This is a genomic window from Pseudomonas sp. GM18, from assembly GCF_000282195.1.
Lineage (GTDB): Bacteria > Pseudomonadota > Gammaproteobacteria > Pseudomonadales > Pseudomonadaceae > Aquipseudomonas.
The window spans coordinates 104,434-125,282 of sequence record NZ_AKJT01000023.1; the positions used below are offsets into that span (position 1 = coordinate 104,434).

The 20,849-nt window shown below is 59.2% G+C and carries 13 protein-coding genes, 3 tRNA genes, 1 pseudogene and 1 riboswitch; of the genes and pseudogenes, 14 read left to right on the forward strand and 3 right to left on the reverse strand.

The features are described 5' to 3' along the window. Entirely contained in the window at positions 1-4,866 is a 4,866-nt protein-coding gene (locus tag PMI21_RS23035; protein WP_007934899.1) for a dermonecrotic toxin domain-containing protein, read from the reverse strand. Between the two features lie 286 nt (positions 4,867-5,152). Between PMI21_RS23035 and PMI21_RS23030 the strand changes: the two genes are divergently transcribed. From PMI21_RS23030 to astE, 7 genes are all read left to right on the forward strand, one after another. Continuing rightward, the gene (locus PMI21_RS23030; protein WP_007934900.1) at positions 5,153-6,373 is read left to right on the forward strand and encodes an aspartate aminotransferase family protein; all 1,221 of its coding nucleotides are present in this window, start codon (positions 5,153-5,155) and stop codon (positions 6,371-6,373) included. Between the two features lie 132 nt (positions 6,374-6,505). After that, entirely contained in the window at positions 6,506-7,525 is a 1,020-nt protein-coding gene (gene aruF / locus PMI21_RS23025; RefSeq protein ID WP_007934901.1) for an arginine/ornithine succinyltransferase subunit alpha, read from the forward strand. 79 nt (positions 7,526-7,604) lie between these two features. Beyond that, positions 7,605-8,630 (forward strand): arginine N-succinyltransferase, encoded by a 1,026-nt coding sequence (gene astA, locus PMI21_RS23020; protein ID WP_007934902.1) that lies wholly within the window; start codon positions 7,605-7,607, stop codon positions 8,628-8,630. Next, complete coding sequence (gene astD / locus PMI21_RS23015; RefSeq protein ID WP_177318274.1) at positions 8,627-10,096, forward strand: succinylglutamate-semialdehyde dehydrogenase; 1,470 nt, start codon at positions 8,627-8,629, stop codon at positions 10,094-10,096. The genes astA and astD overlap by 4 nt, the downstream gene beginning before the upstream one ends. Before the next feature lie 193 nt (positions 10,097-10,289). Next, positions 10,290-11,636: an N-succinylarginine dihydrolase gene (gene astB / locus PMI21_RS23010; RefSeq protein WP_007934904.1), complete on the forward strand. Its 1,347-nt coding sequence runs from the start codon at positions 10,290-10,292 to the stop codon at positions 11,634-11,636. Between the two features lie 25 nt (positions 11,637-11,661). Further along, entirely contained in the window at positions 11,662-11,952 is a 291-nt protein-coding gene (locus tag PMI21_RS23005; RefSeq protein WP_007934905.1) for a hypothetical protein, read from the forward strand. 12 nt (positions 11,953-11,964) lie between these two features. After that, positions 11,965-12,975: a succinylglutamate desuccinylase gene (gene astE / locus PMI21_RS23000; protein ID WP_007934906.1), complete on the forward strand. Its 1,011-nt coding sequence runs from the start codon at positions 11,965-11,967 to the stop codon at positions 12,973-12,975. A gap of 117 nt (positions 12,976-13,092) precedes the next feature. Here the strand turns inward: astE and PMI21_RS0127860 are convergent. Continuing rightward, positions 13,093-13,603, reverse strand: a pseudogene (locus tag PMI21_RS0127860) (6,7-dimethyl-8-ribityllumazine synthase). 93 nt (positions 13,604-13,696) lie between these two features. Then, positions 13,697-13,867: riboswitch (FMN riboswitch) on the reverse strand. A gap of 198 nt (positions 13,868-14,065) precedes the next feature. Between PMI21_RS0127860 and ltaE the strand changes: the two are divergent. The 7 genes from ltaE (at position 14,066) to PMI21_RS22965 (ending at position 20,032) form a co-directional block, all read left to right on the forward strand. After that, positions 14,066-15,070, forward strand: coding sequence for a low-specificity L-threonine aldolase (gene ltaE / locus PMI21_RS22995; protein ID WP_007934909.1), 1,005 nt, complete (start codon positions 14,066-14,068; stop codon positions 15,068-15,070). Between the two features lie 146 nt (positions 15,071-15,216). Beyond that, a complete protein-coding gene (gene alaS / locus PMI21_RS22990) occupies positions 15,217-17,838 on the forward strand; it encodes an alanine--tRNA ligase (protein ID WP_007934910.1) in 2,622 nt (873 codons plus the stop codon). A 90-nt stretch (positions 17,839-17,928) separates the two neighbouring features. Further along, positions 17,929-19,170 carry an aspartate kinase gene (locus PMI21_RS22985; protein ID WP_007934911.1) on the forward strand — a complete coding sequence of 414 codons (1,242 nt, stop codon included), beginning with the start codon at positions 17,929-17,931 and terminating at the stop codon, positions 19,168-19,170. Between the two features lie 188 nt (positions 19,171-19,358). After that, positions 19,359-19,547: a carbon storage regulator CsrA gene (csrA, locus tag PMI21_RS22980; protein WP_002554426.1), complete on the forward strand. Its 189-nt coding sequence runs from the start codon at positions 19,359-19,361 to the stop codon at positions 19,545-19,547. A gap of 62 nt (positions 19,548-19,609) precedes the next feature. After that, a tRNA-Ser gene (locus tag PMI21_RS22975) sits at positions 19,610-19,700 on the forward strand. Positions 19,701-19,807: 107 nt separating this feature from the next. Continuing rightward, a tRNA-Arg gene (locus PMI21_RS22970) sits at positions 19,808-19,884 on the forward strand. A 71-nt stretch (positions 19,885-19,955) separates the two neighbouring features. Then, positions 19,956-20,032, forward strand: a tRNA-Arg gene (locus PMI21_RS22965). Positions 20,033-20,051: 19 nt separating this feature from the next. Here the strand turns inward: PMI21_RS22965 and PMI21_RS22960 are convergent. Continuing rightward, entirely contained in the window at positions 20,052-20,570 is a 519-nt protein-coding gene (locus PMI21_RS22960; RefSeq protein ID WP_007934912.1) for a hypothetical protein, read from the reverse strand. Positions 20,571-20,849: the final 279 nt, after the last annotated feature.

Sequence of the window (20,849 nt, forward strand, 5' to 3'; positions counted from 1 at the left end):
CTACTCGTCGATCTCGGAACCCTCAGAGGTGGAAACCTGCATTTCACCTCGGTTGATCACTTCTTCTACGCCAAAGTCCGCACCGGTCAGTTCGAAGTAGCGGATCAGTCGCAACAGGCTCTCCTCCGAAAGCGGATTACCTCTCAAGGTGATGTTTTCGGCAACCTCCACCGGCAGTTCCAGCAGATCGCTGGGCATCTCGGTAATAGCATTCATGCTCAGGTCTACCCAGTCCAGATCAGTCAGATGAAGCAGTCCGTCGGGTATTTCAGTGATGCCTGTGTCGTTGATCAGCACGGTCGCCAGCTCTGGCATCTGACTAAGATCAGGCGTGCGCCCCAGCGGGTTGAAGCCCAGGTCGAGGTAATCCAGCTGTTCCATTCCCGCCAATGCGGCTGCCGTCTCTGAGGACAGACTGACCCGGCAATCGGGAAGCGACAGTGAGCGCAGGCGCCCCATCTTGAACACTGCGTCGGGAATGTTGCCAAGATCACACCCGCGCAGCCTCAGGCTTTTGAGGTTGGGAAAGGACTCGAGGAAGCGCCCGAGGCGCGTTACGCCATCGGCACTGTGTACCTCCAGTGCGGAAACATGGCTGAAGTCCGCATTCAGGGTCGGCAGTTCTCCATTGATGATCGGACTTACAGTGAGCTCGAATGTCGGCTCAAGCGATTCATTGAAATCGTCCAGTTCGGTCTCACGCTGCCAGCACTTCTCAAGCGCCTGCTTGAGTTCGTCACGGTTGGCTTGCTCGGTAAACAGTTGGTCGGCGCTGAAAAGTTCGCCGGTCCCAGGGTGGCGGTCCGGAACGTCGGCGGTCCAGGCAGACAGATCATTTTTCAGTTGGGTGAGCTCTTGCTCAAGGCGTGTCAGATAGGTGCGGCCAACCTCCAGGGTCCCCGGCAATTCGTAGACGAACTCGCTCGCCTGTTCGACTTCCATACCGGGATACAACGCCCTGACGCGATCAATATCGGCCTCGGGGGCATAGACGCCCATGTCGTAAGCGGTCTCGAAGTGGTGTTGCTTGATCAGTTCTCGTGCCCTGTTCGAAAGCGGATTGTGCGTGAGGTGGACGCCGCGCTTGTTGTACAGCGAGCTCTCGAACAACCCGGCAGGCAACTCGCTGATACGGTTGTTCATCAGCAGGAGGGCGTCGAGCTTCGGGTGTTGCAGAATGCTGGCCGGAATCTCTGTCAGGTGGGTGTCGCTCAGATCCAGGTGCGTCAGTTCGCTCATCGTGTCAATGCGGGGCGCGGTTTCAAATGGACTTTTGTACAGGTCCAGCGTGGCCAGCTTGTTCAATGACGTCAGTTTCGACCACGTGGCCGCGTCAACCCTGAGGCCGCAATCGCTTAGAACCAGGGCGCGAAGGTCTGTCATTCGGGTGATGGCGTCGGGGAGGGTGGTCAGGGAGAAACGGCGCAGTTCCAGACGGCGCAGGCCGCCGAAGCCCTGTAGAAAACCGGGTATACCCTGCGCGGTCCGATTGCCTTCCAGGGACAGCAGCGACACATGACTGAAATCGGCATTCAATGATGGCAAGTCACCGACGATCGGTTCTGCGAACCTGAGCACATAACGATTGACCCCATCCGGTGTGTCGAAATCCCGTTCGGTCTGTCGCCGCCAGCCGCGCTGGATTTCCTGGGCCAGCAACCGGCGATTGTTTCTCTGCGCTTGTTGCTCCAGCTCACTGAGCGGGTGCCCGGTTTCAGGATGAGCAGTGGGGGCGTCATTGACCCAGGTGCGCAGATCCTTATGCAGTCGCGCCAATTCCCTGCTCAAGCGTGAAAGTTCTACGCGAGCGCCATCGGGATGACGTTGCAATGCCTGGACAAAGGACTGCATGTCCTCCTGAGGCAGGTTGGGGTAAACCTCGCGAACCCGGTCGTTGAGCGTAGGTGTCTCGCGGTTAACCCGACTGTAGCCCTGTGTGCCACCGGGCAGGCGCATGGTGGTCGGGTCATAGAACGGTTTTCGATGGGGATTTTTGGCGAACAGCGTGCGTAATGCCGGTTGTTCCAGCGCGTGTTCGGCGATGTGCTGCTTGAGTGCCCGGGCATCTGCGATCGAAGGGCTCAACTTGTTGCGCTGTGCATCCGGCAGCGCCTGGAACAGGGCGTGATAAAAATCACCAGGTACCGATTCATTGTCTGGGTGAACCTGATAAGTCCCGACTTCAGCTCGAACCAGTGTTTTAAGCATCGGCGCATCGGGCTGGCCAATGCTGTCGCGCAAGGTTCCCGTGGCCGAGTAATCCCTCACTTCGATACGTAGCTCGGCTGGCAAATCGGGCAGAGAGTTCAGGCTTTGCAAAGCCAGTCGGTGGGTGTCGGCTGTGTCCAGCGCTTCGGAATAAAGACCTTCACTGGCTCGGGTTGCGCGCACGGCCTCCATGGCTTTTAGCGCCGCGTCCTTGAGTCGCTGGGGCGTGTGGCCGTTGTGCAGCTGTTTGAGTTCGGTGCCGGATGCATTGCTCACCAGTTCCTGGGCGATATCGGTGGGTAATCCGTGCACGTCGTCGAGCAGTCGCTGAACCAGCGGATCATCGGTTTTTTCTTGTGCTCGATAGCGCAGATCGAACAGTGATTTACGGTAGTTCCGGGCGAGTTCGGCGGTCTGTTGTCTGAAGGCTGGCGTTTGGGTATCCGGTGTCGGCATTGGCGTGTCGACAGGCCAGGCGTCGTAGCTGCTCAGCAGTTGATATTGCAGGGCCACATCGGCCTTTCGATAGCGCTCGGGTTGATCGCTGCCGATCTGCTCGATAAAGGTTTCAATGTCCCGATTGATCCTGAAGCGCTTGATCGTGTCGGTCAGCAGCGAAGGCGGGCGATAATGTTCGACATGCATTTCGCGCACGGCATTGTCGTGGTAACCGCTGACCCGCAGGATCTGTTCGCGTTCGGTGCTGCTGAACGACTCGACACCCTGGCCGAGACGACGCATGACCTTTTCCCGATCCCAGTTCAGCGGTTGCTCCAGTTCTGTATGCCAGGCACCGTGGTTGTTATGCAGCAGAGACGGCTGATAAGCGTCGGCCCGGCTCGGATGTTCGATCTGAAACGCGCCCGATGTGCCATCGGGTTTCAGGGCATACAGTTTTCCTTCCAGGGGCAGCAGCGTCTTGCCCCCTTGGTGATAGAGGCCATGCTGATCGGGTTTTGCTCCTTCGGGCAGTCGCTGTGTTTGTTCGTAAGGCGTGAGATCCGGTTTCCAGTAACGGGTTTTTCCTTCTGGCGTTGCAACGGGTTTGAGTGGGTCGACCAGCGCGACCGCTTCGCGCGCGAGCAGACCGCTGAAAGCACCAGAAGCGATAGCGCCGCCCACTGCGAATGTACCCACCTCAACCACAGTTTCGACGAGCGTCATCAAGTGCCCGAATGCTTCTATTTTCAGCCCTTCGGCCAGGTCCACGATGCCTTCGAAGGTCTCGTCGAGTAACTGGTAGGCCATATAAGCCAGCATCAACTCGCCGAGAAACGGGACGAAAGGCAGGGCAACGAACGTCGCGATCTCAAGGAGTGTCGAGGCCACATTGCTGAAGGCGTCCCACAATGCCCATCGTGCGTTTCGGTCGGCAGAGGCGGTGGAGACGGCAAGTGTGCTTGCATCGTTGAGGACTTTGTTCAGCTGTCGCTGGTAGAGATGGTTCCACAGGTCCGTGCTGAACGGGGTGATCGAAAACCGGAGATTGGGCCTGTCGATGGGCGTTTCGCGCCAGCTCGGCAGTGGGTCGCCACGCTTGTGCTGATGCCAGGTCACGCTCTGGAGACGACGGTTGAGATCAGCGAAGAAATGGCCCCTTTCCTTGTGGTCAACGAAGCGACTGAAGAACGTTTGGTAGGCGGGAGTGCGCAGCTTGCGGGTCAGCTCGGTCATGAACGCCAGGGTGTTGGGGTATTCCTTGAGCGGATGCTCCGGATCATCGGGAATGTAGGCAATGATCCGTGTGCCCTTGCGCGCGCGCTCCAGGCTCGCTGCGAAAATGACAATCCCGGTCAGAGAGGACGACATTATCGTCAGGTCATGACCGTACAGCGCCTGGCCATCCAGTCGCGCACCTGAACGTCCTTCCAGAATGCGCAGGATCGAGAGACGGGCATCCTCTGGAATATCCTTGCGGATGTGAGCCATTTGCAGCGCAGATTTGAGTGCGGCTTTGTGCGAGCCGATCACCTTCGATTTCAACACCGCGCCGGCCACCGGGTTGGTCAGGCCCAGATTGTCCTTGAGGTACGTGTTGTATCGGGCACCGATATCCAGTTCCCGGCACAGCCGCGCAAAAGCCGCGACGGTCAGTTTCCGCTTGACCGCCGGCAGCGTATCGAACTGCCCTGTGGGCGACGGTTCGGTAATGAACGTCGAGGCGGACTCGTAAGCATCCGCCGCCGTTTCGGACTCCTGAAAGTTATGCAGGGCGGCGTCGAGCAGCGACACAGTCCAAGTGCGTGCGGCGCCCGTCCTGATCCCGAGCCAGGGCACGGTTTGAGGGATGTACAGGCGCAGGAAGGTGGTTTTGACGTCCAGTTCCAGATCAAACCGGGTTTTCAGGGCAGCGCTCAGCAGGGGTTCGGCAAAGGCTCGTGCGCTTTGCAGCTTCGACAATGTTGAGTCCAGGCGATTTCGATGGGTCCAGTGTTCCTGGCTGAACTTCTTTAGCGACTGGTGTTGCAAGGGCGTCGCGGTGCCATGCCAGTCCGGCACCGCAAGCGAGGCTTGTTTGAGGGCGCTGCGTGTACCGGGCGAGGTTTCTAATACCCAGCTCGGCAGATTGTTGAATAGGTGATGGTAGTGATCGTCCGGTTGTGTGGCGGATTCACTGACGGTGACAGAAGAAGGGTGATCATTTTCGTATCGGCTCATGCGCTATTCCCTTAGCGTTTGGATTGGCCGCCAGCAAAACAGACCCTGATGTGTTTGGTGCGGTACATAATTACCGCACTGTCCGACAACCCTGCCTATAACCTGTGTCGACAGTTTAAACTGCGCCTTTGCGACGGTATTTGTCGCATTGCCGTAAACCCGGGCAAAACCGGTGTTTGCGCTATAAGAAGTTGTCGCTTGGCGGCAAGGCCGGGCTGAAAACTGTCCTTACAATCCCCTCATCGCTCGCCAGTTTCAGGCGAGTGTTCCTCATCAGGAGACTCCGATGTCCGTTGAGCACGCTGCGGTAGAACGCGCCGATTTTGACCAGGTAATGGTTCCCAACTATGCGCCTGCCGCTTTCATTCCTGTGCGTGGCGCCGGTTCCCGCGTCTGGGACCAGTCTGGTCGCGAGCTGATCGACTTCGCCGGCGGGATTGCTGTTAACGTATTGGGCCACGCGCACCCGGCGCTGGTCGCTGCATTGACTGAACAGGCGAACAAGCTGTGGCACGTGTCCAACGTGTTCACCAATGAGCCGGCCTTGCGCCTGGCCCATAAGCTGGTCGACGCCACGTTTGCCGAGCGTGTGTTCTTCTGCAACTCCGGCGCCGAAGCCAACGAGGCCGCCTTCAAGCTGGCCCGTCGCGTGGCCCATGACCGTTTCGGTACCGAGAAGTACGAAATCGTTGCCGCGCTCAACAGCTTCCACGGCCGTACCCTGTTCACCGTGAACGTCGGTGGCCAGTCGAAGTACTCCGACGGCTTTGGTCCGAAGATCACCGGCATCACCCACGTGCCGTACAACGATCTGGCCGCGCTGAAAGCCGCTGTTTCCGACAAGACCTGCGCGGTGGTTCTGGAGCCGATCCAGGGCGAAGGCGGCGTGCTGCCAGCCGAGCAGTCTTACCTGCAAGGCGCCCGTGAGCTGTGCGACGCACATAACGCGCTGCTGGTTTTCGATGAAGTCCAGACCGGCATGGGCCGCAGCGGCGAGCTGTTCGCCTACATGCATTACGGCGTGACCCCGGACATCCTGACCAGCGCCAAGAGCCTGGGCGGCGGTTTCCCGATCGCAGCGATGCTGACCACCGAAGACCTGGCCAAACACCTGGTCGTCGGCACCCACGGCACCACTTACGGCGGTAACCCGCTGGCATGCGCGGTCGCTGAAGCGGTGATCGACGTGATCAACACGCCGCAAGTGCTGAACGGTGTCAAAACCAAGCACGACAAGTTCAAGACCCGTCTTGAGCAGATCGGCGAGAAATACGGCCTCTTCACTCAGGTCCGTGGCCTGGGCCTGTTGCTCGGTTGCGTACTGAGCGATGCCTGGAAAGGCAAGGCCAAGGACATCTTCAACGCCGCCGAGCGTGAAGGCCTGATGATTCTGCAAGCCGGCCCGGACGTGATTCGTTTTGCGCCAAGCCTGGTGGTTGAAGACGCCGATATCGATGCCGGTCTGGACCGTTTCGAACGCGCCGTGGCCAAGCTGACGCAAGCCTGATTCATACAGTGCTCCTCAGCGCCTATCGTAATAGATAGGCGTTGAGATTATTTCCTGTGCCGGGCCTGCCCGGCATTTTTTTCCCCGAGTTGGCGCAATTCGCCAACCTGATGTTAAGAAAGGAGTGACACCATGCTGGTGATGCGCCCCGCGCAAATGGCTGATCTGGGCGAGGTACAGCGTCTGGCTGCGGACAGCCCGATTGGTGTCACTTCCTTGCCGGATGACGTTGAACGCCTGAGCGACAAGATCGCCGCAAGCGAAGCCTCGTTCGCCGCCGAAGTGAGCTTCAACGGTGAAGAGAGCTATTTCTTCGTGCTCGAAGATACCGCCACCGGCAAGCTGGTCGGCTGTTCGGCCATCGTTGCCTCGGCCGGTTATTCCGAGCCGTTCTACAGCTTTCGAAACGAAACGTTCGTGCACGCCTCCCGCGAACTGAAGATTCACAACAAGATCCACGTGCTCTCCCAGTGCCACGACCTGACCGGCAACAGTTTGCTGACCAGTTTCTACGTGCAGAGGGAGTTGGTGGGCACGCCTTGGGCGGAGCTCAACTCCCGTGGCCGTCTGTTGTTCGTGGCCAGCCATCCGGAGCGTTTTGCCGATTCCGTGGTGACCGAGATCGTCGGTTACAGCGACGAAAATGGCGATTCGCCGTTCTGGGATGCGATCGGTCGCAACTTCTTCGACCTCAACTATGCCGAAGCCGAGCGTCTGTGCGGTTTGAAGAGCCGCACGTTCCTCGCCGAGCTGATGCCGCATTACCCGATCTACGTGCCGTTGCTGCCGGATTCCGCTCAAGAGGCAATGGGCCAGGTGCACCCGCGGGCGCAAATCACCTTCGACATCCTGATGCGCGAAGGCTTCGAGACCGATCACTACATCGATATTTTCGATGGCGGCCCGACCTTGCATGCCCGCGTCTCGGGGATCCGTTCGATCGCCCAGAGCCGTGTAGTCCCGGTGAAAATCGGTGAGCCGGTCAAAGGCGCCGGTCGTCAGTATCTGGTGGCCAACGCCCAGTTGCAGGATTACCGCGCTGTGTTGCTCGAGCTTGATTACGCGCCGGGCAAACCGGTGACCCTGGATCTTGAAGCGGCCGAAGCCTTGGGCGTCGGTGAAGGTGCCAGCGTGCGCCTGGTGGCGGTTTGACGCCTGCTTCCTGGAGAGAAATGTCTGGAAAGCAGCGAAATTTCGCGGGTGGCGCAAGCGGCCCGCTTGAGGAGATAGCATGATCGTTCGTCCCGTACGCAGCAGCGATTTACCCGCTCTGATCGACCTGGCCCGCAGCACCGGCACCGGCTTGACCACTTTGCCGGCCAACGAAGAGCGTCTGGCCCATCGGGTTGGCTGGGCCGAAAAAACCTTCCGCGGCGACGCCGGGCGGGGCGATGCGGACTACCTGTTCGTACTCGAAGACGACGATGGCCGCGTGGTGGGTATTTCCGCGATTGCCGGCGCCGTCGGCCTGCGTGAGCCCTGGTACAACTTCCGGGTGGGCCTGACGGTCAGCGCCTCGCAAGAGCTGAATATCTACCGTGAAATTCCGACGCTGTTCCTGGCCAACGACCTGACCGGCAACTCTGAACTGTGCTCGCTGTTCCTGCACGCCGATTACCGCAGTGGCCTCAACGGTCGCATGCTGGCCAAGGCGCGGCTGCTGTTCATCGCCGAGTTCCCGCAACTGTTCGGCAACAAGATCATCGCTGAAATGCGCGGCATGTCCGACGAAGCCGGGCGTTCGCCGTTCTGGGAAAGCCTGGGCCGGCATTTCTTCAAGATGGAATTCAGCCAGGCCGATTACCTCACTGGCGTAGGCAACAAGGCGTTCATCGCCGAACTGATGCCGAAATTCCCGCTGTACACCTGCTTCCTGTCGCCAGACGCGCGCAACGTGATCGGCCAGGTTCATCCGGACACCGAGCCGGCCCTGGCGATGCTCAAGAGTGAAGGTTTCAGTTACCAAGGCTACGTCGACATCTTCGACGCAGGCCCTGCGGTGGAGTGCGAAACCGCCAAGATCCGCGCGGTGCGCGACAGCCAGGCACTGGTGCTGGCCATCGGCACCCCGGGTGATGACGCCACGCCGTTCCTGATCCATAACCGCAAGCGCGAAGACTGCCGGATCACTGCCGCGCCAGCACGCTTCGCCGCTGGCACGTTGGTGGTTGATCCGCTGACCGCCAAACGTCTTCAACTCAACGCTGGCGATCAAGTACGCGCCGTTCCGTTGTCTGCAGCTCGGGAGTCGAAATAATGAATTCGCTATACATCGCCGGTGAATGGCTGGCCGGCCAGGGTGAAAGCTTTCAATCGGTGAACCCGGTGACCCAGCAAGTGCTGTGGGCCGGCGAAGGCGCCACTGCCGCTCAGGTCGAGTCGGCCGTGCAAGCCGCGCGTCAGGCGTTCCCGGGCTGGGCCCGTCGTACCCTGGAAGAGCGCATCAGCGTGCTGGAAGCCTTTGCCGCCGCGCTGAAGAATCACGCCGACGAACTGGCTCGCACCATCGGTGAAGAAACCGGCAAACCCCTGTGGGAAGCGGCGACTGAAGTCACCAGCATGGTCAACAAGATTGCCATCTCGGTGCAGAGCTACCGCGAACGGACCGGCGAGAAGAGCGGCCCGCTGGGCGACGCCACCGCCGTATTGCGTCACAAGCCGCACGGCGTGGTGGCGGTGTTCGGTCCTTACAACTTCCCCGGTCACTTGCCGAACGGTCACATCGTGCCGGCGCTGCTGGCCGGTAACAGTGTGCTGTTCAAACCCAGCGAACTGACGCCGAAAGTCGCCGAACTGACGGTCAAGTGCTGGATCGAAGCCGGTCTGCCGGCCGGCGTGCTGAACCTGCTGCAAGGTGCCCGCGAAACCGGTATCGCCCTGGCGGCGAACCCGGGCATCGACGGTCTGTTCTTCACCGGTTCCAGCCGTACCGGCAATCATCTGCACAAGCAGTTTTCCGGTCGTCCGGACAAAATCCTCGCGCTGGAAATGGGCGGTAACAACCCGCTGGTGGTGGATCAGGTTGTGGACCTCGATGCGGCCGTTTACACCATCATTCAGTCGGCGTTCATCTCTGCCGGCCAGCGTTGCACCTGCGCCCGTCGCTTGCTGGTGCCGCAAGGCGCCTGGGGCGATACGCTGCTGGCGCGTCTGGTGGCGGTCAGCTCGACTATTGAAGTCGGTGCGTTCGATCAGCAACCAGCGCCGTTCATGGGCTCGGTGATTTCCCTCGGCGCTGCGAAAGCCCTGATGGACGCGCAAGAGCATCTGCTGGCCAACGGCGCTGTGGCGCTGCTGGAAATGACTCAGCCTCAGGCTCAGGCTGCCTTGCTGACCCCGGGGATTCTGGATGTGACTGCGGTTGCCGATCGTCCTGACGAAGAGCTGTTCGGTCCGCTGCTGCAAGTGATCCGCTACGCTGATTTTGAAGCGGCAATCGCTGAAGCCAACGACACCGCTTATGGCCTGGCGGCCGGCCTGCTGTCTGATTCCGAAGCGCGTTATCAGCAGTTCTGGCTGGAAAGCCGTGCTGGTATCGTCAACTGGAACAAGCAGCTGACCGGTGCGGCAAGCAGCGCGCCATTCGGCGGCGTCGGCGCCTCGGGCAACCACCGCGCCAGCGCCTACTACGCGGCGGATTACTGCGCGTACCCGGTGGCCTCGCTGGAAACTCCGAGCCTGACCTTGCCGAGCGCACTGACTCCAGGCGTGCGGATGTCGTAAGACCGACCCTTGTAGCAGCTGCCGAAGGCTGCGTTCGACTGCGAAGCAGTCGTAAATGGGTACACCGTGATTCTGGATCAGAATCGGGGATAGTTTAATTGGGGCTGCTGCGCAGCCGAACGCAGCCTTCGGCAGCTGCTACATAGTTCGCATCCAGATGCCTATAACAACAGATTCTCGTGGAGCCTCGCTGATGAAATCCTATGAAGTCAATTTTGACGGTCTAGTGGGGCCGACCCATAACTACGGTGGCCTGTCCTACGGCAACGTCGCCTCCCAGAGCAACAGCCAGCAATCCTCGAACCCGAAGGAAGCCGCGCTGCAAGGTCTGGCGAAAATGAAAGCGCTGATGGATATGGGCTTTCAGCAAGGTGTGCTCGCACCACAGGAACGCCCTGACGTAGCCGCCCTGCGCCGCTTGGGTTTCAGTGGCACCGACGCGCAAGTGATCGAGCAAGCCGCCAAAGACGCGATGCCGCTGCTGGTTGCCAGTTGCTCGGCGTCGAGCATGTGGGTGGCCAACGCCGCCACGGTCAGCCCGAGCGCCGACACCGCCGATGGCCGCGTACATTTCACCGCCGCCAACCTCAACTGCAAATACCACCGCAGCATCGAGCACCCGACTACCAGCCGCGTGCTGGGCGCGATGTTCGCCGATCAGAAGCACTTTGCTCACCACGCCGCGTTGCCGGCCGTGGCGCAGTTCGGCGACGAAGGCGCGGCCAACCACACCCGTTTCTGCCGTGACTACGGTGAAGCCGGCGTCGAGTTTTTCGTGTTCGGTCGCAGCGCGTTCGACACCCGTTACCCGGCACCGCAGAAGTACCCGGCGCGCCAGACCCTCGAAGCCTCCCAGGCGGTTGCGCGTCTGCATGGCCTGAGCGATGACGGCGTGGTCTACGCCCAGCAGAACCCTTCGGTGATCGATCAGGGCGTGTTCCATAACGACGTGATTGCCGTAGGTAATGGCGAGGTGCTGTTCTATCACGAGGACGCCTTCCTCGACACTGACCAGATGCTCGCTGAGCTGCAAGGCAAACTGGCAAAAGTCGGTGGGAAATTTCAGTCGATCTGCGTACCGCGTTCCGCGGTCACCGTGGAAGACGCCGTTCGTTCCTACCTGTTCAATAGCCAACTGCTGTCGCGTCCTGACGGCTCCATGCTGTTGATCGTGCCGGAAGAATGCCATGGCAACGAGCGCGTCTGGCAGTACCTGCAAGGCCTGACCAGCTCTGGCGGCCTGATCCGCGAGGTGAAAGTGTTCGATCTCAAGCAGAGCATGCAGAACGGCGGTGGCCCGGCTTGCCTGCGGTTGCGCGTCGCCCTCAACGAAACCGAGCTGGCGGCCGTCAACCAAGGGGTTATCATGACGGCTCCGTTGTACGGCACATTGACCGAGTGGGTCGAAAAGCACTACCGCGACCGCATGACCGAAAACGATCTGGCGGACCCGCAATTGTTGCTTGAGTGCCGGACGGCACTGGATGAACTGACGCAAATCCTTAAACTGGGCGCGGTTTATCCATTCCAGATCAATTGATATCTCCAGATGAGAGCGTAAATACATGAGCGATACCCTGCAGCTGATCCTTGAAGACACCGACGGCACGCAACTGGAAACTTCCTGCACCCGCGTCGCGGTCATGTGGCAAGGCAAAGAGCTGTGGATCCAGCAGGACGGCCGCGGCCAGCTGCTGATCGGCGTGGACGTCGAAGAGGGTGACGCTGAATACGCCAACCTGCTGCTGCGCCCATTGGCGACTAATCTGGTAAGTCTGCAACTGGAGATGGAACCGGCCGAGCTCGGCGATGATGAGGACCACGTGCACGGCCCGGATTGCAATCACGATCACTAAGGAAACCGCTCTATGCTCGCCCTCGGCAAACTGCTTGAACTGACCCTCGCCGGCCGCGAACCGGCGGAGAAGACTCAACTGACTGTCGAAGGCGTGCGGATGCGCTGGTTGAGCGAAGGTGCGCTGGAAGTTCGGCCACCTGAGGCTCGCGACAATGGCCTGGACCTGCTGCTTTCGGCCGGTATCCATGGCAATGAAACAGCGCCGATCGAGCTGCTCGATCGCCTGTTGCACGACATCGCCCGCGGTGACTTGAAGCCGCGCGCCCGTATTCTGTTCCTGTTCGGCAATCCCGAGGCCATCCGCCGCGGTGAGCGTTTCATCGAGCAGGACGTCAATCGGCTGTTCAACGGCCGTCACGAACAAAGCAGCGGTTCCGAGGCCTTGCGCGCCTGTGAGCTGGAGCGGCTGGCGGCGACGTTCTTCAGCCTGCCGGACCGCAACCGTCTGCACTACGACCTGCACACGGCGATCCGTGGTTCGAAAATCGAGCAGTTCGCCCTGTATCCCTGGAAAGAAGGCCGTCAGCATTCACGCCTGGAATTGGCTCGCCTGCGCGCCGCGGGCATGGAAGCGGTGCTGTTGCAGAACAAACCGTCCATCGTCTTCAGTTCCTACACCTACGACAAGCTCGATGCCGAGTCCTTCACCCTGGAGCTGGGCAAGGCTCGTCCGTTCGGGCAAAACGAAGGGGTCAACGTCAGCCTTCTGGAAACCCGCCTGAAGCAGATCATCGAAGGCACCGAGCCGCCGATGACCGACGACGGGCTGGATGGTTTGCAGTTGTTCAGCGTGTCGCGGGAAGTCATCAAGCACAGCGATAACTTCCGCCTGAACCTGCCGGCGGACATCGAAAACTTTTCGGAATTGAAAGTGGGTTATGTGCTGGCCGAGGATATCGCCAATACCCGCTGGATCATCGAAGAGCAGGGCGCCCGGATCATCTTCCCGAATCCCAGGGTCAAGAACGGCCTGCGCGCCGGCATCCTGATCGTACCGACCACCGACGAAAACCTGGTCTGACTTTGATCGTTCCCACGCTCCGCGTGGGAATGCCTCAATGGACGCTCTGCGTCCGCTCTTGGGGCGCGGAGCGTCCCGGGCTGCATTCCCACGCAGAGCGTGGGAACGATCATCTAACTAGACGGCTACCGCGCGAGGCTCGCTGCGGCGCAATGCGCGAGTCTTGTGCAGCGTATCCGCACACGTCTTAGCCGCTTCCTGGCCTTTATGCACGAAATGCTCGAAGAAGAACTTCTGATGTTCTTCACCGGCATGGAAGTGGTGCGGGGTCAAAACCACCGAGAACACCGGCACTTCGGTTTCCAGTTGAACCTGCATCAGGCCGCTGATCACCGACTGGGCGACGAATTCGTGGCGATAGATACCGCCATCGACCACCAGGCCCGCGGCGACGATGCCGGCATAACGACCGGACTTGGCCAGCAACTTGGCGTGCAGCGGAATTTCAAAGGCGCCGCCGACTTCGAAGAAATCGATGTCCGACTCCTGATAACCCTGGGCAATCATTTCGGCGACGAAGCCTTTACGGCTCTGATCGACGATTTCCTTGTGCCAGCAGGCCTGAATGAACGCGACGCGCTCGCCCTGATGGTTTTTTGCTTTTGCTATCGATTGCGGTGGGTTTCATGTTCTGACTCCTGTTTGTGTGAAAAACAGGGCGTTATGAATCGAATGGGATTTAAGGGTACGCACGCTCGCACGAGCGGCCCTTTGGCGCCAATCCCGTTCTCTCTTCATCCGGACTATGACCGTCGGCCCCGGAATCACACCGGGTCTGCTGACCTTGCCGCCATCACAGCCATTGCCGTACCTGTCGCCAAGCGCTCGCGGGCTATGCGCATTGCGCGCAATTACCGCCGGTGGGGAATTACACCCCGCCCTGAGAACGTTTTGCCGCCAGATTGTTTGGCGGCGAAGCGTTTTTAACACATATTTACGGGGCGTGCATGGCTGCTTTCTGATGATTGCTATCGGGTTTTCCGAAGGCATAAAGCGCCTTTTCCTCGTCCAAGGCTTGATTAATTGTCGGCATGACCGCAGTAATTCCTTTCCGAAACGGATTTTTCCCCTGTTTACCGAGGCCAGATTCATGAGCGTTATCGATCTTCGCAGCGACACCGTCACTCAACCGACCGCAGGGATGCTCGACGCGATGGCCAATGCGGCCACCGGTGATGACGTTTATGGCGAAGATCCGACGGTCAATCGTCTGGAAGCCGAGCTTGCAAATCAGTTGGGTTTTGCCGCGGCATTGTTTGTCCCGACGGGCACCATGAGCAACCTGCTGGGCTTGATGGCCCACTGCGAGCGCGGTGACGAGTACATTGTCGGTCAGCAGGCTCACACCTATAAGTACGAAGGTGGCGGCGCGGCGGTGCTCGGTTCGATCCAGCCGCAGCCGCTGGAAGTGCAGGCCGATGGTTCGCTGGACCTTGCGCAAGTCGCCGCCGCGATCAAACCGGACGACTTCCACTTCGCCCGCACCCGTTTGCTGGCACTGGAAAACACCATGCAGGGCAAGGTGCTGCCGCTGGAGTATCTGGCCCAGGCTCGCCGCTTCACTCGTGAGCATGACCTGGCGCTGCATCTGGATGGCGCGCGGCTCTACAACGCGGCGGTCAAGCTGGGTGTCGATGCCCGGGAGATCACTCAGCATTTCGATTCTGTTTCGGTCTGTCTGTCCAAAGGCCTGGGCGCGCCGATTGGTTCGGTGCTGTGTGGCTCGGTCGAGTTGATCGCCAAGGCTCGGCGTTTGCGCAAGATGGTCGGCGGCGGCATGCGCCAGGCCGGGATTCTCGCGGCGGCGGGGCTGTATGCGCTGGATAATAATGTTCAGCGCCTGGCCGACGACCATGCCAATGCACAGTTGCTGGCTGAAGGCCTGCGAGCGGCGGGCTATGAGGTCGAACCGGTGCAGACCAACATGGTTTACGTAAAAATGGGCGACAAGGCCGAAGCGATCAAGGCCTTCGCCGCGACACGCGGGGTCAAGCTCAGCGCTGCCGCTCGTCTGCGAATGGTCACGCACATGGACGTCAGCCGTGCGCAAATCGAGCAGGTCGTCGCTACATTCGTCGAGTTTTCCCGCATCTGATCGCGTTAGCGGTCCAATTGACCGTTTCTATCGTATAAACACGCTGTACCCCGCGCGCAGGGCCGATATAATGCGGCCCTTTGCCGTCGCTTCGTCTGTTGACGTTTCGCACAGGCCTTTGGCCGCAGCCTCCGTGGAAGAACCTAATGAAAAGCGCAGAAATCCGTGAAGCCTTCCTTCGCTTCTTCGAAGAGCAAGGCCACACCCGTGTAGCCTCCAGCTCTTTGATTCCGGGCAACGACCCAACCCTGCTGTTCACTAACGCGGGGATGAACCAGTTCAAGGACTGCTTCCTGGGCCAGGAAAAGCGCGCGTACACCCGCGCCGTCAGCAGCCAGAAATGCGTGCGTGCCGGCGGCAAGCACAACGACCTGGAAAACGTCGGTTATACCGCCCGTCACCACACCTTCTTCGAAATGCTGGGTAACTTCAGCTTCGGTGATTATTTCAAGCGTGACGCCATCACCTACGCCTGGAACTTCCTGACCTCCGAGAAGTGGCTGAACCTGCCGAAAGAAAAGCTCTGGGTCACCGTCTACGCCAGCGATGACGAGGCGTACGACATCTGGACCAAAGAGATCGGCGTTCCGGCCGAGCGCATGGTTCGCATCGGCGACAACAAGGGCGCGCCGTACGCTTCCGACAACTTCTGGACCATGGGCGATACCGGCCCGTGCGGTCCTTGCACCGAGATTTTCTACGATCACGGCGCCGACATCTGGGGTGGCCCACCGGGCTCGCCGGAAGAAGACGGCGACCGTTACATCGAAATCTGGAACAACGTGTTCATGCAGTTCAACCGCACCGCCGATGGCGTGTTGCACCCGTTGCCAACCCCGTCGGTGGACACCGGCATGGGTCTTGAGCGGATAAGTGCCGTGCTGCAGCACGTTCACTCGAACTATGAAATCGACCTGTTCCAGAGCCTGCTGAGCGCATCGGCCAAGGCCATCGGCTGCACCAACGACAATCAGGCTTCCCTGAAAGTCGTGGCTGACCACATCCGTTCCTGCGGCTTCCTGATTGCCGACGGCGTGCTGCCGTCCAACGAAGGCCGCGGTTATGTGCTGCGCCGGATCATTCGTCGCGCTTGCCGTCACGGCAACAAACTGGGCGCGAAGGGCAGCTTCTTCTACCAGATCGTTGCGGCCCTGGTCGCCGAGATGGGCGAAGCGTTCCCTGAGCTGAAGTCCCAACAGGCGCACATCGAGCGCGTGCTGAAAGCCGAAGAAGAGCAATTCGCCAAGACCCTGGAACAGGGTCTGAAGATCCTCGAGCAGGATCTGGCTGAACTCAAAGGCGACGTGGTACCGGGCGACGTGGTGTTCAAACTCTACGACACCTACGGTTTCCCGATGGACCTGACTGGCGACATCGCCCGTGAGCGCAGCCTGACCATCGACGAAGCAGGCTTCGAGCGCGAAATGGAAGCCCAGCGCGTGCGTGCCCGCTCCGCCAGCTCCTTCGGCATGGACTACAACAGCCTGGTCAAGGTTGATGTGGCCACCGAGTTCACCGGTTACACCGCTCACAGCGGCTCCGCCAAAATCGTTGCTCTCTATAAAGAAGGGCAATCGGTTGACGTACTGAGCGAAGGCGAAGAGGGCGTGGTTGTTCTCGATCAGACGCCGTTCTATGCCGAATCCGGTGGTCAGATTGGTGATTGCGGCTTCCTCCAGGCTGGCGCTGCGCGTTTCGACGTGCGCGACACCACCAAGACCGGCGGTGCGTTCCTGCATCACGGCGTGCTGGATTCGGGCAGCCTGATCGTAGGTACTCCGGTGGAGACTCATGTCGATGCCGAAGTGCGCCACGCGACGTCGCTGAACCACTCGGCGACTCACTTGCTGCATGCCGCATTGCGTCAGGTACTGGGCGAGCACGTTCAGCAGAAAGGTTCGTTGGTCGACAGTCAGCGTCTACGCTTTGACTTCAGCCACTTCGAAGCAATCAAGCCTGAGCAGTTGAAGGCGCTGGAAGACATCGTCAACGCCGAGATTCGCAAGAACTCCGAGGTTGAAACCGAAGAAACCGACATCGAAACCGCCAAGCAGAAAGGTGCCATGGCGCTGTTCGGCGAGAAGTACGGCGACAGCGTACGTGTGCTGAGCATGGGCGATTTCTCCGTCGAGCTGTGCGGCGGTATTCACGCCACCCGTACCGGCGACATCGGCCTGCTGAAAATCATCAGCGAAGGCGGTGTGGCTTCGGGTGTGCGTCGTATCGAGGCAGTCACCGGTGCCGCGGCACTGGCCTACTTGAATGCGGCAGAAGAACAACTCAAGGAAGCGGCCAACCTGGTCAAGGGCAGCCGCGATAACCTGATCGACAAGCTGTCGGCTGTGCTGGAGCGCAACCGTCTGCTGGAGAAGCAACTCGAGCAGTTGCAGGCCAAGGCGGCCAGCGCGGCGGGCGACGATCTGTCGGCTTCTGCCCTGGACGTCAAAGGCGTGAAAGTGCTGGCCGTGCGTCTGGACGGTCAGGATGGCAAGGCGCTGCTGGCGCTGGTCGATCAACTGAAAAACAAACTCGGCCGCGCAGTGATCCTGCTCGGCAGTGTCCATGAGGAAAAGGTCGTTCTGGTTGCAGGCGTGACCAAAGACCTGACTGGCCAACTCAAAGCCGGTGATTTGATGAAGCAGGCTGCTGCGGCAGTGGGCGGGAAGGGCGGTGGTCGTCCAGACATGGCGCAGGGCGGTGGTACTGACGCTGGCGCACTGGATGCCGCATTGGCCCTGACTGTTCCATTTGTAGAGCAGGGTTTATAAGGCAGTGTGCCTGGCCCGCGGTCTAGTGGCGGGCCAGAACGCTGTTTGAGTGATTATTGGGCGCCCTTCATGGGCAGAGGCGGCTTTGAAATGGCTTTGATCGTACAGAAATTTGGAGGCACCTCAGTCGGCACTGTCGAGAGAATCGAGCAGGTCGCCGACAAGGTTAAGAAATTCCGCGATGCGGGCGATGACCTGGTGGTTGTGCTGTCTGCAATGAGCGGCGAAACCAACCGTCTGATCGATCTGGCCAAGCAAATCAGTGGCGACGGCCAACCGGTTCCGCGCGAACTGGATGTGATCGTTTCCACCGGTGAGCAGGTGACGATTGCACTGTTGGCCATGGCGCTGATCAAGCGTGGCGTGCCAGCGGTGTCGTACACCGGCAACCAGGTACGGATTCTGACGGATAGCGCGCACAATAAAGCGCGTATCTTGCAGATTGATGACCAGAAGATTCGCGGTGACCTGAAGGCCGGTCGTGTGGTGGTTGTCGCCGGTTTCCAGGGCGTCGACGAGCACGGCAATATCACCACGCTCGGTCGTGGCGGTTCCGACACCACTGGCGTGGCACTGGCGGCAGCCCTGAAGGCTGACGAATGCCAGATCTACACCGACGTCGACGGCGTCTACACCACCGACCCGCGTGTGGTGTCCGTGGCTCAGCGTCTGGACAAGATCACCTTTGAAGAGATGCTGGAAATGGCCAGCCTCGGTTCCAAGGTGCTGCAGATCCGTGCGGTCGAGTTCGCCGGCAAGTACAACGTTCCGCTGCGCGTACTGCACAGCTTCAAGGAGGGTCCGGGCACCCTCATTACTATTGATGAAGAGGAAACCATGGAACAGCCGATCATTTCCGGCATCGCTTTCAACCGCGATGAAGCCAAGCTGACCATCCGTGGCGTGCCAGACACCCCGGGCGTGGCGTTCAAGATTCTCGGCCCGATCAGTGCCGCGAACATCGAAGTCGACATGATCGTGCAGAACGTTGCGCACGATAACACCACCGACTTCACCTTCACCGTGCACCGCAACGACTACCAGGCGGCGCAATCCGTGCTGGAAAACACCGCTCGCGAGATCGGTGCCCGTGAAGTCGTTGGCGACACCAAGATTGCCAAGGTCTCGATCGTTGGCGTCGGCATGCGCTCCCACGCAGGCGTGGCCAGCCGCATGTTCGAATCCCTGGCGAAAGAAAGCATCAACATCCAGATGATCTCGACTTCGGAAATCAAGGTGTCCGTGGTGATCGAAGAGAAGTACCTGGAACTGGCTGTGCGCGCCCTGCACACAGCTTTCGAACTGGACGCGCCGGCCCGACAGGGCGAGTAATGCGTTCCCCCCGAAGGGCGCGGTCTGACCGCGCCCTTCGTTTTTTTGAATGGTGCGTACCAAAACTGTTCTTTTGCTCGCGCTAGTCAATACTCAGGCATGTAGGGCTGTGACCTTTTCGGTTGTAGGTCGGATGCCTTTTTTTTGCAGACTGTTGTCCCTGAAATGAAATGCGTGAGGAGAAAGGTATGCTGATTCTGACTCGTCGGTGCGCAGAAAGCCTGATTATTGGTGATGGCGAAATCACCGTGACCGTGCTCGGCGTTAAAGGAAATCAAGTGCGTATTGGTGTCAACGCCCCGAAAGAGGTGGCTGTGCACCGTGAGGAAATTTACCTGCGTATCAAGAAAGAGAAGGACGAAGAACCAAGCCATTAATTTTTATCGTTTTTTATGTTTGCAAACGGGGAAGAAGCTGGTTAATATACGCCCCGTGTTGCGGAGAGCTGGCCGAGTGGCCGAAGGCGCTCCCCTGCTAAGGGAGTACACCTCAAAAGGGTGTCGGGGGTTCGAATCCCCCGTTCTCCGCCATTATTTGTTTAGTACGTTGTAATCTGGCTTCTTCGGTAAGTTGTTGAAATTACTAGAAAAAGTGCTTTACAAAAAGATTTGACGGCCTATAATGCGCGGCAACAAATGCACTCGTAGCTCAGCTGGATAGAGTACTCGGCTACGAACCGAGCGGTCACAGGTTCGAATCCTGTCGAGTGCACCATTTAAGAGTTGTTTGCAGAAATGTGAATAACTTGGCTTCAACCAGTTGTGATCTGGTATAAAAACACAAATGCACTCGTAGCTCAGCTGGATAGAGTACTCGGCTACGAACCGAGCGGTCACAGGTTCGAATCCTGTCGAGTGCACCAAACACCAAAAAGCCCGCGTTTAACGCGGGCTTTTTGCCGTCTGCGATTTGGCTTTTCCTTTGGTACAACCTTTCTCATCGAACTCGATGTGAGCACTGCGCCCTCGCTTGTTGTCGTAGCGGTAGCTCATGGCTGAATTGCGAGTGCTGATTTTGTCTGGCTTGCCGAGAGCGCTTTCGACGTCCTGCTGACTCATGCCGGCAACCACTCTCTGATTGATGATCGCGATACGGCGTTCCTTCGCGCTGAGCTGATTTCCACATTTGTCCTCGGACTGACCAACGATCGTCGGCTCTCTCCTTGGGATTTTCATACCTGATGTTTCGCGAACCTCGGCTTCTGGCATCAGGGCTGTCGTGCTGCCTGGCAAAAACGTGCGCACTTCCTGAAGCGAAAGGCTTTCTCCGGTCGTACAGCTCAAGGTCGTGAAGGTGATGCGTCCGTTAGGGGCTTCGCACCGGTGGACGGTCGTAGCAAGCGCCCAGGGTGGCAGGCAGAGCAGGGCGGCAAGCAAAAAATGATCAGCATTCCATGGCATTCGACGTCCTCCTTGACGGTCCTTATCAAGGGTAGCCGTTACATTTTTCGACCGCTGTGTGTTTTCTTTTCAGGATAAGTCGTCGCAGTTCCATGGATCAGGACAGCGCTCAGGTTTGTCTCGCAAGCGCTTGTTTCAGCCGCGATTTTTTCACGTTTAAAACCGTCAGGCGGTGTTATCATTGCGCCCGTCAGCCCCGCCGGGGCTTGTGGAATACCTCCATGGACTTACCCAGTAGTTACTCAGTACCCCGTTTTTACAATCATGAATTGACTGATT

Excerpts from the sequence above, each read along its gene's own strand:
- PMI21_RS23035 (WP_007934899.1), bottom strand. The coding sequence starts at position 4,866 with ATGAGCCGATACGAAAATGATCACCCTTCTTCTGTCACCGTCAGTGAA.
- PMI21_RS23030 (WP_007934900.1), top strand. The coding sequence starts at position 5,153 with ATGTCCGTTGAGCACGCTGCGGTAGAACGCGCCGATTTTGACCAGGTA.
- aruF (WP_007934901.1), top strand. The coding sequence starts at position 6,506 with ATGCTGGTGATGCGCCCCGCGCAAATGGCTGATCTGGGCGAGGTACAG.
- astA (WP_007934902.1), top strand. The coding sequence starts at position 7,605 with ATGATCGTTCGTCCCGTACGCAGCAGCGATTTACCCGCTCTGATCGAC.
- astB (WP_007934904.1), top strand. The coding sequence starts at position 10,290 with ATGAAATCCTATGAAGTCAATTTTGACGGTCTAGTGGGGCCGACCCAT.
- PMI21_RS23005 (WP_007934905.1), top strand. The coding sequence starts at position 11,662 with ATGAGCGATACCCTGCAGCTGATCCTTGAAGACACCGACGGCACGCAA.
- astE (WP_007934906.1), top strand. The coding sequence starts at position 11,965 with ATGCTCGCCCTCGGCAAACTGCTTGAACTGACCCTCGCCGGCCGCGAA.
- ltaE (WP_007934909.1), top strand. The coding sequence starts at position 14,066 with ATGAGCGTTATCGATCTTCGCAGCGACACCGTCACTCAACCGACCGCA.
- alaS (WP_007934910.1), top strand. The coding sequence starts at position 15,217 with ATGAAAAGCGCAGAAATCCGTGAAGCCTTCCTTCGCTTCTTCGAAGAG.
- PMI21_RS22985 (WP_007934911.1), top strand. The coding sequence starts at position 17,929 with ATGGCTTTGATCGTACAGAAATTTGGAGGCACCTCAGTCGGCACTGTC.
- csrA (WP_002554426.1), top strand. The coding sequence starts at position 19,359 with ATGCTGATTCTGACTCGTCGGTGCGCAGAAAGCCTGATTATTGGTGAT.
- PMI21_RS22960 (WP_007934912.1), bottom strand. The coding sequence starts at position 20,570 with ATGCCATGGAATGCTGATCATTTTTTGCTTGCCGCCCTGCTCTGCCTG.